Source organism: Paraburkholderia sp. J69-1 (genome assembly GCF_905220255.1).
Lineage (GTDB): Bacteria > Pseudomonadota > Gammaproteobacteria > Burkholderiales > Burkholderiaceae > Paraburkholderia.
Genome location: NZ_CAJMZG010000015.1, coordinates 192,318 through 205,791 on the forward strand (window position 1 = coordinate 192,318; position 13,474 = coordinate 205,791).

The 13,474-nt window shown below is 59.0% G+C and carries 13 protein-coding genes; 10 read left to right on the forward strand and 3 right to left on the reverse strand.

Annotated elements, in window-relative coordinates; all coding sequences use genetic code 11:
• Position 1 precedes the first annotated feature (1 nt).
• Complete coding sequence (locus tag U5A67_RS26095; RefSeq protein ID WP_321959753.1) at positions 2-1,387, reverse strand: MFS transporter; 1,386 nt, start codon at positions 1,385-1,387, stop codon at positions 2-4.
• A 106-nt stretch (positions 1,388-1,493) separates the two neighbouring features.
• On the opposite strand from U5A67_RS26095, the gene U5A67_RS26100 reads away from it, so the two are divergent.
• Entirely contained in the window at positions 1,494-2,447 is a 954-nt protein-coding gene (locus tag U5A67_RS26100; protein WP_321959754.1) for a LysR substrate-binding domain-containing protein, read from the forward strand.
• 38 nt (positions 2,448-2,485) lie between these two features.
• Here the strand turns inward: U5A67_RS26100 and U5A67_RS26105 are convergent, their stop codons facing one another.
• Positions 2,486-3,385 carry a LysR family transcriptional regulator gene (locus U5A67_RS26105; protein WP_321816573.1) on the reverse strand — a complete coding sequence of 300 codons (900 nt, stop codon included), beginning with the start codon at positions 3,383-3,385 and terminating at the stop codon, positions 2,486-2,488.
• Positions 3,386-3,485: 100 nt separating this feature from the next.
• Here U5A67_RS26105 and U5A67_RS26110 point away from each other — a divergent pair, with 100 nt between their 5' ends.
• The 5 genes from U5A67_RS26110 to aroE are packed head-to-tail and all read left to right on the forward strand — an operon-like array spanning position 3,486 to position 7,344.
• Positions 3,486-4,436: a ketopantoate reductase family protein gene (locus U5A67_RS26110; RefSeq protein WP_321816572.1), complete on the forward strand. Its 951-nt coding sequence runs from the start codon at positions 3,486-3,488 to the stop codon at positions 4,434-4,436.
• A complete protein-coding gene (locus U5A67_RS26115; RefSeq protein ID WP_321816571.1) occupies positions 4,433-4,825 on the forward strand; it encodes a VOC family protein in 393 nt (130 codons plus the stop codon). The genes U5A67_RS26110 and U5A67_RS26115 overlap by 4 nt, the downstream gene beginning before the upstream one ends.
• A 2-nt stretch (positions 4,826-4,827) precedes the next feature.
• Positions 4,828-5,286 carry a MaoC family dehydratase gene (locus U5A67_RS26120; protein ID WP_321816570.1) on the forward strand — a complete coding sequence of 153 codons (459 nt, stop codon included), beginning with the start codon at positions 4,828-4,830 and terminating at the stop codon, positions 5,284-5,286.
• The gene (locus tag U5A67_RS26125; protein WP_321816569.1) at positions 5,286-6,497 is read left to right on the forward strand and encodes a CoA transferase; all 1,212 of its coding nucleotides are present in this window, start codon (positions 5,286-5,288) and stop codon (positions 6,495-6,497) included. The genes U5A67_RS26120 and U5A67_RS26125 overlap by 1 nt, the downstream gene beginning before the upstream one ends.
• Before the next feature lie 13 nt (positions 6,498-6,510).
• Complete coding sequence (aroE, locus tag U5A67_RS26130) at positions 6,511-7,344, forward strand: shikimate dehydrogenase (protein ID WP_321816568.1); 834 nt, start codon at positions 6,511-6,513, stop codon at positions 7,342-7,344.
• A 384-nt stretch (positions 7,345-7,728) separates the two neighbouring features.
• Here the strand turns inward: aroE and U5A67_RS26135 are convergent, their stop codons facing one another.
• Positions 7,729-8,343 carry a TetR/AcrR family transcriptional regulator gene (locus tag U5A67_RS26135; protein ID WP_321816567.1) on the reverse strand — a complete coding sequence of 205 codons (615 nt, stop codon included), beginning with the start codon at positions 8,341-8,343 and terminating at the stop codon, positions 7,729-7,731.
• Positions 8,344-8,497: 154 nt separating this feature from the next.
• Here U5A67_RS26135 and U5A67_RS26140 point away from each other — a divergent pair, with 154 nt between their 5' ends.
• The 4 genes from U5A67_RS26140 (at position 8,498) to U5A67_RS26155 (ending at position 13,301) form a co-directional block, all read left to right on the forward strand.
• Positions 8,498-9,958, forward strand: a complete 1,461-nt coding sequence (locus U5A67_RS26140) for an efflux transporter outer membrane subunit (protein ID WP_321959755.1) — start codon at positions 8,498-8,500, stop codon at positions 9,956-9,958.
• Positions 9,959-9,988: 30 nt separating this feature from the next.
• On the forward strand, positions 9,989-11,164 hold the full coding sequence (locus tag U5A67_RS26145) for an HlyD family efflux transporter periplasmic adaptor subunit (RefSeq protein ID WP_415767943.1): 1,176 nt from the start codon (positions 9,989-9,991) through the stop codon (positions 11,162-11,164).
• 17 nt (positions 11,165-11,181) lie between these two features.
• Positions 11,182-12,717 (forward strand): DHA2 family efflux MFS transporter permease subunit, encoded by a 1,536-nt coding sequence (locus tag U5A67_RS26150; protein WP_321816564.1) that lies wholly within the window; start codon positions 11,182-11,184, stop codon positions 12,715-12,717.
• Between the two features lie 119 nt (positions 12,718-12,836).
• Entirely contained in the window at positions 12,837-13,301 is a 465-nt protein-coding gene (locus tag U5A67_RS26155; protein WP_321816563.1) for a MarR family winged helix-turn-helix transcriptional regulator, read from the forward strand.
• Positions 13,302-13,474: the final 173 nt, after the last annotated feature.

The window sequence follows — 13,474 nt, forward strand, 5'->3', positions numbered from 1 at the left end:
CTCAGGCGCGCGATTGCGCAAGAGCCTGCTGACGGATTTCTTGATACTCTGGCTTGCCAATCGCGCTTGCGTCGGGTTTGCCCAATTCGTTGAGGGGAATGCGATAGGTCTCTCTCGCGCTCCATGCCGCGACCGCGGCCACAATCGTGATGACCAGGGTGATCGCGCCGATGGTCGTCGGGATGCCGGTTGTTCCCGGTGGGGCGACTGCTGCAAAGAGGGCAGGCAACAAGGCTGTAAGTGCCGTACCAATGTTCTGCGCAATTGCCACAGCGGAGACTCGCGTACGCGTTGGGAACAGCTCCGGATAGAGGCTTGGGAAGATTGCGTTGTAGCCCTGGTAGACGACTCCCCACATCAGCAGAGACATTCCGATTGCAAGTGGGACGCTTTTGATGCTGATCGCGTACAGGTAGAAGAATGAGAGCAGTCCAGATGCGAGTGCACCGCCGATGACAAGCGGTCTACGACCAACGCGGTCGGAAAGGTTGCCCGCGAAGGGGATGACAACGACCGCGACAATGTTCCCCAGAACGGGGATCCACAGATAGACGTCCTTGGCGAAGCCAATGCCGTACCCTGGTTGCACCGCATATGCGGCTCCAAACACAGTGGTCACGACAGGGATGACATTCATCAACGCGATACCGACCACCCGGAGCATGTCGCGCCAGCCGTACTTGAAGGCCTCCACGATCGGCGAGCGCGACGCGGCGTTCATCGCGTCTTCTTCCTGGAAAGCAGGCGTCTCTTCGACCTTTCGCCTGATGATGTAGCCAGCGACAATGACCACGAAGCTCAGCACGAATGGAATACGCCAGCCCCATGAGTTGAATGCGTCCTCGGGCATGTAATGCGCCAACGGAAGGAACACCGCCGCCGCGAGAATCTGGCCGCCTTGCACGCCCTGTAACGTAAAGCTGGCGTAATAGCCTCTACGGCCAAATGGTGCGTGCTCCAGAATCATGGATGCGGCACCGGAAATCTCGCCGGCAACTGCGAAGCCCTGAATGAGGCGCATGATGACGAGCAGGGCCGGGGCGAGAATTCCAACCTGTTGGTAAGTCGGCAGGAGACCGACCGCCATCGTCGAAAAGCCCATCAGAAACATACAGACGATCAGTACTTTCTTTCGACCATGCGTATCGCCGATATGACCGAGAAGGAACGCACCGATCGGTCGTGCTACGTAGCCCACACCATAAGTGGCTAGCGATGCCACGATCGCGACAGTGGGATTGCCTTTGGGAAAGAAGACTTGCGGGAAGATTAGCGACGCAGCTGTCGCGTAGATAAAGAAGTCGTAGTACTCAAGCGCCGAACCGATCCACCCGCTTGCGGCAGCTCTGCGCGTCTGCCGAGTAGAATGGCTGCTTTCGGCAGCCATGTTAACTGGATGCTCCATTGTCTCGTCTCCATGTACTTATACCGCGTGCTAGACGCGCGGCTTCGTCTGAAGCAGAGATTAAAGTCAACTTATGCACTTACAATGCGTGCATCGTTCACTTCAATCCTTCCAAATCGTGAATAATGATTGGGACCTCATCGACCTCCGCGTCTTCTGCGAAGTCGCCCGGCGATCGAGCTTTGTCGCAGCGGCAACGGAACTAGGGATTTCCCCGGCGTATGTCAGCAAGCGGATTGCCGACCTCGAGCGAGCTTTGGGCGTGACACTGTTTCATCGGACGACCCGGCGGGTTCGGATCAGCGACGCCGGCGATGCCGCCTATGCGTGGGCGCGCAAGGTCCTGGAGGCCGTTGAAGGCCTGAACGACAGCGTCTCGAGAAAGGATTCCCACCTATCAGGCCAGTTGCGGATCAGTTCCAGCCTACGTCTGGGTCGCAACCACCTCTCGCCGATTCTGGCCGAGCTACATCGGGAGAACCCCGACCTTGAAATCTGGCTGGAGTTGATGGACCGTCGCGTTGACCTGCTTGCCGAAGGGTTCGACATTGACGTCCGAATGGGCGAGGTGTCTGAGCCTCACCTCGTGACGCATCTGGTCGTTGAGAATGCGCGTGTGCTGTGTGCCGCTCCCGAGTATCTTGCGCGGCGTGGTGCGCCCAAGACAGCGGCCGATCTGGCGAGTCACGATTGCCTGCTTTATCGTGAGCGCCATCAGACATTCGGGGTCTGGCGGTTGCAAGGCCCACATGGGCTGGAGTCGGTCAGAGTCACCGGGCCAATCGGCTCCAACCACAGTGACATCGTGAGCAACTGGGCTTTGGCGGGGAACGGAATCATCCTGCTCGCCGGTTGGGATGTCGCCGACGCTCTGAAGTCGGGCAAGCTCCAGCGCGTGTTGCCCGAATACCGGCAGGAAGCTAACGTCTGGGCAGTGACTGCCGCGAAGTTGCAGACTTCGCCAAAATTGCGAGCCTGCACCCAATTTATTATCAACCACTTACGCAATGGCCCGTATGCGCTGGACACTACGGTGCTCTGAGTTTGCGTAAGGGTGATGAACAGAATCTGTCGTCAGGCTCACCGCCCGAACAGGAGGGCAATCACACCGCGAAGCCATCGGTTTCCAGCCTCATGGTGATAACGTGCGTGCCAATGCTGTCGAACTGAAAAACGCTCAACAGAAATAGGGCAGTTATGCACCTGCAGGTCGTTGGCTAGCGCGAGCGTCTCCCCGATATGACGCGGCAGCGTAGCGACAAGGTCAGTGGTCTGCACGACAGCGCCCAATCCGAGAAAACCCGGAAGTACCAGCACAGTGTCGCGCTCAATGCGCCCGCGCGCCAGTGCCTGGTCGAGCAGTTGTGCACCAGTGCCAGCTGCAATAACGACATGACCTTCCGTACGGTATTGCTTCGCACCAAAACGAGCGCCGACTCGCGGGTGGTGTCGGTTTGTGAGGCAGACCCAGTCCTGCTCGTAGAGTTGCTGCTGGTAAATTCCACCGCTCAGCCACGGGACGTAACCGATTGCGAGGTCTGCCTCACCGGATTCGAGGGCACGCTCTGTGTTCCCGTCGATTCGTGCCGCTTCCAGTCGGACACCTGGCGCCTGCGCTCGAACGTGAGCGAGCAACCGAGGCAAAAGCGTGACATGGCTCGCATCGGTCATACAAATGCGAAACCGCCTCTGCGCAGTCGCTGGATCGAAGTCGATTTCCCACGCGACAAAACGTCGGAGTGATTCAAGGATTTCGCGGCACGGCCCTATGAGGGCGTCTGCCTGCGGGGTGGGGGCCATTCCCCCTGGCGTCCGGATGAACAAAGGGTCTTGCAATTGCTCCCGCAAGCGCGCCAGCCAAATGCTCACGGTGGGTTGACTCTGCCCCAGATGTTCAGCGACGCGGCTCACGTTGCGCGTGTCGTAGAGCATGTCAAAAAGCTGCAGAAGCTTGATATCCGGTAAATCACGCGATTCCATTTGATTATTGTCCCTCGCAATACCGTTATTGCATCCATTGCATTGTCATTATGTACCGCAAATCCTATCGTTTGCAAAACGTACATTTCAGGAGATGACAATGAAGATTGCGGTCCTCGGTGCCGGCGCCCTCGGTTGCGCTATCGGCTCGACACTGACTCAAGGCGGCCATGAGACCTGGCTGGTTGACCGGTTCGCAGCTCACGTCGAGGCGATGCAGCGCGACGGCCTGCTTGTCGATAGCGACACAGGTTCGAATCGCGTCAAAGTTCGTGCGGCCATGAATGCGGCTGAGGTCGGCCCAGTTGACCTCGTGGTGGTGCTGGTCAAATCCTTCCATACGGATTCAGCGATGCGAGGTGCGCTCGATCTCATTGGTGACAAGACGGTCGTTCTGTCTTTGCAGAACGGCTTGGGCCATGAAGATGTGTTGTCGGAAATCGTGGGCCGGGACAGGGTCCTTGCCGGAAAGACCTACGTCGGTGGCGTATTGCGCGGCCCGGGGCACATCCAGGCTGGAGTGACAGGCAAGCACACCTTCATCGGGGAACTCGACGGGCAATTGACTTCCCGGGCACAAGCGATCGCCGAGGCGTTCAACGCTTCGGGACTCGCGACTACTGTCAGCAACAACATCATGGGCACGATGTGGGACAAGCTTTTGATTAATGTGGCGACGGGGGCACTCACTGGCATCACCAGTCTCACCTATGGCCCGCTTTATGAAGAGCCGCTTCTCAAGGCCGCATCTTTCACCGCAATCGAAGAAGCAATCAATGTGGCTAAGGCAGCAGGTGTAAAGCTGTCAATCACGGATCCCGAAGCTGCCTGGACTCTGGCGGCCGAAGGCCTTGGTCCTGCGTTCAAAACTTCGATGTTGCAGAGTCTTGAGAAAGGCTCCGTCACGGAAATCGACTACATCAACGGTTCAGTCGTTCGCTGGGGAGCCCGTGTGGGCGTGCCGACGCCGGTCAACTCGACGCTGGTCGCGTGCATCAAGGGTATTGAGCGCGCGATGTTAGACCGTCAAAAAGAGGAGGCCAAAGCATGAAGGGGTCGAAGGCTTACGTCGAGCATGTTGCCATCTGGGTAAAGGACATCCAATGGCACATCCGCTTTTTCGAAGACGTCCTGGGTATGACGATGCGCGAAGTCGATGGCAGCGTTGATGCGCCCCGGCAGTATTGGACGCTGGGTGGCTTGCAGTTCATTCATGCTCCGGAATACCAGGGTCCTGAGGGTCGATTAGCTCATCTGGGCGTGATGTGTGAGGACCTTGAGCAAGCCTTGGCGGCAGCAAGGGGGTACGACGTCACGCAGATGCCGCAAGGCTACAACTGGTTGCGTCTGCCGGACGGGCTGGCGGTCGAATTTATTCAAGCGAAGCCAGCAGTCTGCGTTGCACGAGCACTGGCAATTGATCCCCGCGCGGAGGCCTAAGCATGTCAATCGTTGAAAAATACTGGGATGACGCCCGCGAAGGTGACGAATGTGTCAGCCCCAACTATACCGTCACCAAAGAGCGCATTCTCGCCTATGCAGATCTGACCGGAGACCACACGCCGGTTCATGTCGATGAGGAGTATGCCAACGCAAGTCACTTCGGAAGCATTGTCGCTCACGGCCTGTTCGGACTGTCGATTGCTGACGGCCTGAAAACGCAAAGCGACTACCGCTTCCTGCCCGGCATGTCGCTCGGCTGGACCTGGGACTTCCTTCTTCCGATCAAGGTCAACGATGTGCTGCACGTCAAGTTTCGCGTAGGCAGCATGCGCGCGAGCAAGAGCCGTCCCGGTTGGGGCATCGTCGTCCTGCCCTCGGAACTGATCAACGAGAACGGCGAAGTCGTTCAGCGTGGCGAACACCGTCTCATGGTGCCGCGTCGACCGGGAGTCAACTGATGCAAGCTCGTCCTCTCGAAGGTATCCGCGTCATTGACTACAGTCACTTTCTGGCCGGCCCTTACGTTGGTCGCTGCCTCGCCGCACTTGGCGCGGAGGTGATCAAGGTTGAACGACCCGGTAGTGGCGACGCGGGTCGGCAACATGCCACTGTCCTTGACGACAAGCAGAGCGGATATTTCCTTCAGCTCAACATGGGCAAACGCGGTGTCAGCGTCAATATGAAGGACCCGCGCGGCAAGGAGTTCATGGAACGCCTGTGTGATTCCGCTGACGTGTTCATCGAGAACTACCGGCCGGGTGCTCTGGACAAGCTAGGGCTCGGCTACGCAGCCTTGTCGGAGCGCAATCCGCGACTGGTTTACTGTTCAATCTCTGCATATGGCCATACCGGACCGGATGCACATCGCGCCGGGTTCGGACTGATCGCTGAAGCCAAGAGCGGCATCATGCAGATGGTAGGTACGCCAGGTGAGCGGCCGCCGCTCCTGCGCATCTCGCTAGGCGACATGTACACCGGCATTCATGCCGTTGCCGCCATCAATGCAGCACTGCTCGGTCGAGAAAAAAGCGGTCGTGGCCAGCATATCGACATGGCGCTCTACGACACGCTCGTGTCGATGCACGAATATGCGGTGCAGTGCTACACGCTCCAGGGCGTCGTACCTGAACAGACCGGCCACGATATGCCGACTTCAACACTCTATGGGGTGTTTCGTGCCGCTGACGGCGATCTCGTCATCGCCGCGCAGGTTGACGACGCGTGGAAGCGCTTCGCTGCACTGCTGGAGTCGCACGGAGGACCGAGCGGCTTCGGCACTGATGTCCGGTTCTACGACCTTGCCGGGCGCAACGCCAATCGAGAGGAAATTCTGTCGATCGTACAACCGTGGGTCGCCTCCCGGTCTGTTGCGCAAGTGCTCGAATTGCTGGACGGTATTGACGTTGCTTGCGCGAAAGTGCAACGCATCGATGAGGTTCTTGCCGATCCCCAAATCCAGGCTCGCGGCATGGTGGTGGAGCAAGACCATCCGCGCTACGGAAAGCTTCGCCTGCCCAATCTCCCGTTCCGGTTTTCGGATTGCGATACGACGATACGTGACGTGGCCCCCGATCTTGGACAGCACAATGCGGAGGTCGCCCAGTCTCTGGGCTTTGCTGCCAACGAAATCGACGCGATGCTGACGGCAGGCGTCCTTTTTTCGAAGTGAGGACATGGACACCATGGCTGACCAATATGCAGTGATCGGCAATCCAATCGGACACACCAAGTCGCCTCTGATCCACGGGCTTTTTGCCGAGGAAACCGAGCAGGACATGACCTATATCGCGGTTGAAGGGCCGCTCGAACCCGAGGATGCTTTCGCATCTGTGGTTCGCTCCTTCGCCGCAGCGGGTGGAAAAGGTATGAACGTCACGGCGCCGTTCAAGCTGCAGGCATACGCGATGGCCGACGAACGCAGCGAGCGCGCCACTCTGGCGGGTGCCTCCAACGCACTCATGTTCCGGGACGGACGAATCCTTGCTGAGAATTTTGACGGTATTGGCCTCTTACGCGATATTGAAGTCAACCTCGGGCAACCACTCAAGGGCAAGCGGGTACTGATGCTCGGAGCGGGCGGTGCGGCACGCGGCGCGCTGCTGCCGTTCCTCGCAGCGCGGCCTTCGCACATGGTTATCGCAAATCGGGATGTTGGCAAAGCACGAACGTTGGCTGAGAAGGTTAAAGCACACGGTTCGCTCGTCGCCTGTGGCTATGCGGAGCTCGAAAGCATGGGGCGGTTCGATCTGGTGGTCAATGCCACTTCCGCCAGTCTCACGGGCGATTTGCCACCTGTTCCTCCTTCTGTCTTCAGCCCGGATGGAGCCGCATACGAGCTAGCTTACGGCAAGCGTCTTACACCGTTCCTTCGACTTGCTCGTAACGCCGGCGTGCGCCACTTGGCGGACGGTGTCGGCATGCTCGTTGAGCAGGCAGCAGAGGCTTTCGTTTGGTGGCGTGGTGTACGACCTCAAACGCGTCATGTGATTGACAGACTCACGGTACCACTCGAGTAATCATCCCGGCGTGAAACTGCCGCTGCCCGAAGCGCTTTATAGGAAGACAATGCGCATTCGCCGACTACCGGCGTATCAGACGAGGGAGCATGAGGCGGTCTTTAATCGATGCGCAGCCTCGATGGAATCGACACGATTCGAGACGCGCGGACTTGGCCATGTCCGCGCTGAAATGAGTGTACAACCTCAAATGCGTCAGCAGGGTCCCCGTCTTTGCAAAGACGATGATTGCAATGAAGCTGACAGTAGCACGAACGTGCGTCGACTCCCGTTGCCAGTAGAACGCAATCAAGGCAGCCGGCGAGGCCTAGGCTGAAAGCAAATGTGCGCCCAGTCGGCATCACCGGTCGGCTGTGCTTTTTTCATGGCACCGGCTGTGAGCGGTCAATGCTCGCTCGCGTGGGTGCCGTAGCCTGCGAGAAATACATCGACCGCACGAGTGACGACTGCGGAGATGTGCGTAGGTGTAGCTTTTACGGCAAATCCAAGCGTTGCCAGTTCTACCAGTTCGGCCTCGTAAAGTGCCTGCAGGTGACGCGCAGCCACTCCAGGGTCACACGCTCGAACAGAACCGGCAGCGATTGCTCTTGCCAGAAATTCACTAACGATTGCCCACCCGCGTTTAGGCCCTGCGTCATAGAGCGCTTGGCCAAGAGTAGAGCGTTCTCCTTCTTGAAAGGAAAGTCGCCTGATCGCCAAGATCGATGGGCTGAGTACCGCAGGGAGATATTGCCTACCGAACGAGATCAGTGACTCCCGCAACGGTATGTCGAGCCTCAGATGGCCGAATGCGTCCCGGATCTCGTTAGCGGCAGAGTTCGTCATTACCTCGGCGAACAATTCTTCCTTGGACGTGAAATAACTATAGAGAGTCGCCTTGGAAGCACCAGAGCGCGCGGCAATTTCGGCCATCGATGCTTCAGCGAAGCCCGATTCTCGAAACACCACAAAAGCGGCGTCGATGATTGATTGACGCTTCTCTTCTGTCTTTTTTCTCATACCAAACAACCTGATTGGGGCCTCATTGCGTGCCAGAAGGATTTTACGCGATTAGCCCCCCACGGCTCGCGACGTGGAGCAACCGCCGGGTATTGACAGCACCTGATGGATAAATTATAAACCAAACCGTTCAGTTTAGAAATGGATGGTGGTGATGGAACGGCTCTCTCGCGGCGCCGCCGCTATGCGGTTGGGAATGCGTCTCGCACTGGGTTGTACGCTGGCGTCGGTCATGGCGGGTTGTGTTTCGACACCGGGCTCGCGCACGCAGGCTGTGAAGCCGGTTAGTGCGTATCAAAGCTCGCTTAGCCTGAGCCCGACGCAGGGTGAGGCGGCTGATTGGCCGACCGACCAATGGTGGCTGGCGTACGGCGATTCGCAACTCGATACCCTGGTGGATCAGGCATTGGCGGGTTCGCCCAGTGTCGCGGCCGCGATGGCGCGCCTGCGCGAAGCCCAAGCGATGGAGCAGGAGTCGGGGGCGGCACTCAAGCCCGGCGTCACGGCAAAGGCGTCGGTGGACAAGGAGAAGCAGAGCTACAACTACCTTTTTCCGCAAAGCTATGTACCTAAGGGCTGGGAGGCCGCCGGCCTTGGTTCGTTGAGCCTGAACTGGGACCTCGACCTGTGGGGGAAGAACCGCGCCGCGCTCGCCGCAGCCACCTCGGATGCGCAGGCCGCGCAGGCCGATGCCGCCGAGGCACGGCTGGTGTTGGCCACGTCGGTGGTCAATGCCTACGCCGATCTCGCCCGCCTTTTCGCCGAGCGTGATTGTGACGTCGCCGCGCTAAAAGTGCGTACTCAAACCGCTGAACTGTTCGGCAAGCGCCGGGAGCAGGGGCTCGAGACCAGCGGCAGCGTGGATCAGGCGATCGCGCGCCGGGAGGCCAGCGAGGCGGCGTTGCATGCCACCGACGAATCGATTGCGCTGGCGCGTAATCGCATCGCGGCGCTGCTTGGCGCCGGGCCGGATCGCGGTCTGTCGATTACCCGCCCGAGTGTCGGGGCGACCCAGAAGCATGGCTTGCCGTCGAATCTCACACTGAATCTTCTTGGCCGGCGGCCTGACATCGTCGTCGCACGGCTGCGCGCTCAGGCGGCCTCAAAGCGCATCGACGCGGCAAAGGCTGAGTTCTATCCCGACATCAACCTCAGCGCTGTTATCGGTGTCCAGTCACTCGGGTTGAACATGCTGATGAAGTCTGGCTCGGCCTACGGCAGCGTTGGACCGGCCATCTCGCTACCGATTTTTAGTGGTGGACGGTTGCAGGGCCAATATCGCTCAGCGCAAGCCAAATACGACGAGGCAGTGGCCAGTTACGACGACACCCTCGTCAAGGCGCTGCGCGAGCTCGCCGATGCGACTGTGAGCGAGCGCGAATTGTTGCCGCGCCTCGACGCGACTCGAGCAGCGTCCCAAGCGGCGGCACGTGCGCACGATTCCATTCTTGCCCGATACCAGGGCGGACTCACCAACTATCTGAATGTGCTTAGCGCCGAAGACAGCCTGATCGACGCCGATCGTCAGCTTGCCGACCTCGAAGCGCGCGCGTTCTCTCTCGACGTGGCGCTCGTGCGTGCGCTCGGCGGTGGATTTCAGGCTCAACCCCAATAAGATTTCTCAGGATTCCATATGTCAAATGTCATGCAGGGCGCCACTGAAGCGCAAACGCTTCGCGAAGATCCCGCCGGTGACGAGGCGCAAACTGGGGCACCCTTGCGCCGCAAAAAGCTCTTTGCGATGCTGGGTGCGGCCATCGTGCTGTGCGCCGGCGGCTACGGCACCTGGTGGTATTGCGTGGGTTCTCGCTATGTGTCGACGGACAACGCCTATACCGCAGCAGAGGTGGCGTCGGTGACCCCGGCGGTCACTGGCATCGTCAAGACGGTCAACGTCGTTGATACGCAGCGCGTCAAGAGGGGCGACGTGCTGATTGTCGTCGACAATACTGACGCGCAATTGGCGCTGGAACAGGCCGAAGCGGAGGTGGGCAGCGCGGAGCGCAAGGTCCTCGGCTACATGGCAACGGACAAGGGGCTGACCGCGCTGGTCGCCGCGCGTGCGGCCGACACGGCGCGCATGCAGGCGCAGATCGCATCGGCGCAAGCGGACTACGAGCGTGCTGCGATCGACCTGAAGCGGCGCGAGGCGCTAGTGCAAAGCGGCTCCGTGTCGGGCGAAGAGTTGAGCAACGCGCGTGCCGCTTTCACATCGGCGCAGGCCGCGCTGGAAGGCGCGAAGGCCGCCCTCATGCAGGCGAAGGCGTCGCGTGGCCAGGCGCAGGGTTCGCTCGACGCCAACAAGGTCTTGTTCGTCGACACAACGGTGGACACCAACCCGGAAGTGCTGCTCGCGCGCGCCCGCCGCGACCAGGCGCGTGTCGATCTGGCGCGCACGGTATTGCGTGCGCCTTTTGACGGCGTGGTTGCGCAACGCGACGTTCAGGTTGGCCAGCGCGTCAAGCCCGGCGATACGTTGATGTCGGTGGTGCCGCTGGACGATGTTCACGTGGATGCCAATTTCAAGGAAGTCCAGCTCGACAACGTCAAGGTGGGGCAGCCTGCCACCATGACTTCCGACCTGCATGGCGGCCATGTGGTGTACCACGGCCACGTAGTTGGCCTCGCGGGCGGAAGCGGTTCCGCATTCGCGATGATCCCCGCGCAAAACGCAACTGGAAACTGGATCAAGGTCGTCCAGCGCCTGCCGGTGCGCGTCTCGGTCGATCCCGCAGAACTGCGTGCGCATCCGCTTAGCGTCGGCTTGTCGATGAATGTCGAAGTCGACACGCGGGCGAACGCCAGCGATGCCGCGCATTGAGCGGGAAGGGCAAGTTCATGTCGCAAGTTGAGTCTCCATCGGACGCGCCGCTCAAGGGCGGTGCTCTGGTGCTCGCTGGCTTGATGCTGGCGTCCGCGAACTTCGTAGCGGTGCTGGATACGACGATCGCCAATGTCTCGGTGCCGAACATCGCCGGGGCGTTGGGGGCATCGTCGAGCCAGGGCACCTATGTCATTACCTCGTACGCTGTCGCCGAAGCCATTACCGTTCCTCTGACGGGATGGCTTGCCGCCCGGTTTGGCACCGTGCGGGTGTTCGTGCTCTCGCTGCTCATGTTCGGCCTGTGTTCCGCACTGTGCGGCCTAGCGAACTCGATGGGCATGCTCGTGATATTCCGGGTCTTGCAGGGTCTGGCTGGCGGTCCGTTGATGCCGCTGTCCCAAACCCTGTTGTTGCGCATCTTTCCGAAAGAAAAGGCGCCTGCGGCCATCGGTCTGTGGAGCATGACGACACTGGTCGCGCCCGTGGTCGGCCCAATTCTGGGCGGCGTGATCTGCGATCGTCTGCACTGGTCGTACATTTTCTTTATCAACGTCCCAGTGGCCGTCATCTGCTCGTGGTTTGCGTTCAGGCTGCTGCGCCGCTATGAAACCGCGCTGCTACGACAGCGTATGGACAAGGTTGGGCTTGCGTTACTCGTCGTGTGGGTCGGCGCGTTGCAGATCATGCTCGACGAAGGCAAGGACCTGGACTGGTTTGCCTCGACAGAGATCGTGGTTCTGGCCATCGTAGCGGTCATTGGCTTCCTGTCGTTCCTGATCTGGGAGACAACCGAGCGCCACCCGATCGTCGATTTGCACGTCTTCAGGCATCGGGGGTTCAGCGCCAGCGTACTGACCATTAGTCTCGCGTTCGGCGCCTTCTTCGGCAACACGGTGCTGACCCCGCTCTGGTTGCAGGACTATATGGGCTACACGGCGACATGGTCCGGTTGCGCGACGGCGATGACCGGCGTGCTGGCGGTGCTCGTCGCTCCGATCGCAGCAAATATGGCGTCCCGATTCGACGGGCGGTGGCTGGTGTTTGCCGGCGTGTTGTGGATGGGCGTGGTCACGCTTGCGCGCGCGCACTCCGACACTGACATGACGTTCTGGCAAGTGTCGATTCCGCTGATGCTCCTGGGGCTCGGATTGCCGTTCTTCTTCGTACCGTTGACCGGCCTAGCGCTTTCTAGCGTCGAGGAATCGGAGACCGCGTCGGCGGCTGGGCTGATGAACTTCTGCCGGACACTATCGGGGGCCATCGCAACGGCCCTGGTCAATACGATGTGGGAGGATCGCATCAAGATCAGCCATGCCCAGCTTGCCGACATTGTGGACACGTCGCATCACTACCTGAACGCGCTGAAGGACAGCGGGATGTCGCTGGGTCTGGCCCGAGCGGAAATCAACAACATGGTGCAGACCCAGGCGGTCATGCTCGCCACGGCACAACTTTTCGCTATCGCCGGGGTGACGTTCGTACTTGCGGCCGCGGCTGTGTGGCTTGCGCCCAAGCCGACGCGCGTTGCCGATACTAGCCATGCGCACTAGTCGACCAATATCGTAGTTGAGCATTCAAAATTACGAAGCGATTTAGTGAAGTAACCTTCGTCATTGCGCATATGTAATGACGAAGGTTATACGGTAAAACCGTCGTGACACGTGTACAAATGAAGGAAGAAACGGACTCTGCAGAGTGGCAGGCAATCGATTTATTTTCGCAAATTTCGATGGTGGATCGGAGGATTTTAAATATAAAAGATAGGAACTTGAAATCGATACTTGGCCTATCTTATACCCAGTCTACGGCGATACTATGCTTGTCAGTGTGTGGGGAGATTTCACTCGCGCAGCTGGCAAATCACCTCGGATGTGATGCTGGAGCTGTATCACGTTTGGTTGAGAGAATGCGTACGAAGAGTCTTCTGGATAGATATTCCGATCTTGATGACAGGCGTAGCCAACTTCTTAGACTCACTGCCGAAGGAAGCGAAAAGCTGATAGAGATAAGGCGAATACTGATGGCGGTGGATGAGGCAGTGCTTTCAGGCCTGTCTGATGAAGACCGTGGGAATGTTTTTGAATTTCTCTCCCGCATCCATGAGCGCGACGCTGGGATGATTAAGGAAGGTTGATCCTGAAATTAAATGACAAATTCACCATCTCCGGAGGTGGATTGGTGATGAGGATATGGGGCGAAAACGAAGTCTAAAAATCGGAGTGGAAGGTAAATTCTGGGTGTTTATAGAATTTATGGGATTGCTTTTTGAATTTAAGTGTTGGCGGTTTCAAGGAGCAAGTGCAACAC